The 2,557-nt window shown below is 54.8% G+C and carries 3 protein-coding genes and 1 pseudogene; all 4 read left to right on the plus strand.

What is annotated here, in order from left to right; genetic code table 11:
• Positions 1-102 precede the first annotated feature (102 nt).
• Positions 103-471 carry a helix-turn-helix domain-containing protein gene (locus BEN30_RS19265; RefSeq protein ID WP_069956304.1) on the plus strand — a complete coding sequence of 123 codons (369 nt, stop codon included), beginning with the start codon at positions 103-105 and terminating at the stop codon, positions 469-471.
• A 19-nt stretch (positions 472-490) separates the two neighbouring features.
• On the plus strand, positions 491-1,054 hold the full coding sequence (locus BEN30_RS19270) for an IS630 family transposase (protein WP_084005484.1): 564 nt from the start codon (positions 491-493) through the stop codon (positions 1,052-1,054).
• A 58-nt stretch (positions 1,055-1,112) separates the two neighbouring features.
• The gene (locus BEN30_RS16140) at positions 1,113-1,904 is read left to right on the plus strand and encodes an IS30 family transposase (RefSeq protein WP_069959345.1); all 792 of its coding nucleotides are present in this window, start codon (positions 1,113-1,115) and stop codon (positions 1,902-1,904) included.
• A gap of 82 nt (positions 1,905-1,986) precedes the next feature.
• Positions 1,987-2,557: pseudogene (locus BEN30_RS16145) on the plus strand (IS5-like element ISVbsp2 family transposase); the annotation flags it as partial.

Genomic DNA, 2,557 nt, shown 5'->3' on the forward strand with positions numbered 1-2,557 from the left:
TAGAGCGTTTCCGATAATAAATGAGTCGAAGTTGATTTTGTTGAATCCCTGTTAAGAGTTTTGTGATTCCCTTGGTCATCGGAACGCGAGGGAGTTTTTATCATGACCATTTCGCATGATTTACGTATTCGTTTGGTTCAGAAAGTGGCCACAGGGATGTCGTGTCGGCGTGCTGCAGCCCATTTTGAGGTGAGTCCAAGTTCTGCCATCCGCTTTGTGCATCAGTATGAAACAGAAGGGTCCGTGGCCCCCAAAGGACATGGTCCCCACAAGCGCCGCCTTGATCCCTACGGAGCTGATATCCTGAGCTGGATTGAAGAGACGCCGGACATGACCTTACAAGAATTGTCCGAGCGGTTATCCAGCGTCCATGGCGTTCGCGCCCCCAAATCGACCATAGATGACTGGCTTCGGTCGCGTAAAATCAGCTTCAAAAAAAACGGCCCACGCCAGCGAGCAGGGGCGTCCTGATGTACAGGCGGCACGAACGGTGTGGCGCAAGCGTCAGAACTGGCTTGAGGCCCACCCCGAAAAGATCGGCAACATCGTGTTCATTGATGAAACCGGTCTCAACACCAAGATGGCGCGCCTGAGGGGGCGCTGTCGCAAAGGCCAGCGGATGGTCGCCAGCATTCCTCACGGACACTGGAAAACCATGACCTTTATTGCCGGGTTGCGCTGTGATCGCTTAACCGCCCCCTGGATTGTTGATGGCCCCATGAACGCTGATATCTTCGCGCATTACATCGAAACACAACTCGCTCCGACCTTGAGCAAAGGGGACGTTGTTGTTCTCGACAATCTCTCAGCGCACAAATGTGACAGCGCCAAGCAGGCGGTTGAAAAACGAGGGGCCTGGCTCTTATTCCTGCCGCCATATTCGCCTGATTTTAACCCCATAGAACTGGCGTTCTCAAAATTTAAGTCTCATATGAAACGCCTGAAACCTCGTACAATCGATGACCTGTGGAAGACGGCTGGAAAAGTTTGCGACCTGTTCAAGCCAGATGAATGCCGCAACTTCTTTGCCGCAGATGGTTATGCGTCAAAATAACCCGGAAATGCTCTAAATTCTCAAGCGAAGTGCAACACTGCTATGCTGCGGAGTTGCAATGGGAAAGCATTATGACCAGCTCAGTTCAGACAAGCGCTATGAGATTTACCGACTGCGCCAGTCCAACACGTCTCTTCGCAAGATCGGTCGCATAATGGGCCGTGATCCATCCACCATCAGCCGTGAGTTGGAGCGCTACGCGCTGCCGCGCGGTGATTACAAACCCGCGTCCGCAGATCGGATCGCTCTGTCCCGGCGACGAAGGCTGTCGCGGATTGAGCGCCTGAGGCAGGTTCGGACCTACGTTAACGACCGTCTTGCAATGGGATGGTCGCCGGAGCAGATCGTGGGCCGCCTCAGGCGGGAAGGATCAGAACACACCGTGGGCGTTGAGACAATCTATCGTTACATTTACCGCCCGCGCATGAGGTCCGAGAAGCTCCACCGTTTCCTGCCGCGCGCTAAAGCCAGTCGCGGGCGGCGCTACTTCAAGCGCCATCGCGAGCCTTTGGCGGACCGTCGCTCCATCCATGAACGCCCGCAAACCGTGGCTTTACGTCAAGAATTCGGACACTGGGAGGGAGACTTGATGCAGTTTCGCACCCAGCGCGGAAACCTGCTCACCGTGTGCGAAAGGAAAACCCGGTTCACCCTCACCACCCCCTTGAAGACAAAAACGGCGTTTGAGACAGGCGCGGCGCTGATTGAAGTTCTCGAACGCCTACCCCAGGCCGCGCGCAAGACCGTAACGTTCGGCAACGGCGGCGAGTTCCAAGATCACGGCAAGCTGGAAGCCGTTTTGAGACTCGAAACCTACTTCGTTCGCCCTGAAAAACTCTCAACATATTGATAAATAATGATTCCCTTGGGATTCTAAATATAGGAAAATGCCAGAAAGCAGTCCCGTAACGCTCATTTTCTGGTAGATTCTCATGAAGCCTAAAAAACCCCGCCGCCGTGATGCCGATCTGTTTCGCGAACGTCTGGACGCCATCATCGACATGAAGCATCACTTGATCCGGTTGGCCGGGATGATGCCCTGGTCTTCGTTTGATGAGGCCTTCGGCAAGCACTACAAACCGCTGGGCCGTCCGGCTAAATCGACGCGATTGATGGTCGGTCTGCATTATTTGAAGCACATGCATGATCTGTCGGACGAAGAAGCGGTAGAGCGCTGGGTCGAGAACCCCTACTGGCAATATTTCTGCGGATTTGAGTTCTTTCAACATCATCTTCCCATTGATCCCAGCACCATGACGCGCTGGCGCAAACGGGTTGGCCCAGAGGGCATGGAAAAGGTTTTGGCGGCCACCGTTGGCGTGGCGGTCGAGACCGGGGCGGTGAAGGAAAGCAGCTTTCAGCGGATCACCGTTGACACCACGGTGCAGCCGAAGAACATCGCCCACCCGACGGATAGCCGATTGTATCTGAAAGCCCTGCAAACATTGGTGCGCCAAGCCAAGCGCCACGGCATCTTGTTGCGCCGCAGCCACACTCGGGTGG

It is taken from the genome of Magnetovibrio blakemorei (assembly GCF_001746755.1).
GTDB classification, from domain to species: domain Bacteria; phylum Pseudomonadota; class Alphaproteobacteria; order Rhodospirillales; family Magnetovibrionaceae; genus Magnetovibrio; species Magnetovibrio blakemorei.

Coding starts and splice junctions, on each gene's coding strand:
- BEN30_RS19265 (WP_069956304.1), top strand. CDS start 103: ATGACCATTTCGCATGATTTACGTATTCGTTTGGTTCAGAAAGTGGCC.
- BEN30_RS16140 (WP_069959345.1), top strand. CDS start 1,113: ATGGGAAAGCATTATGACCAGCTCAGTTCAGACAAGCGCTATGAGATT.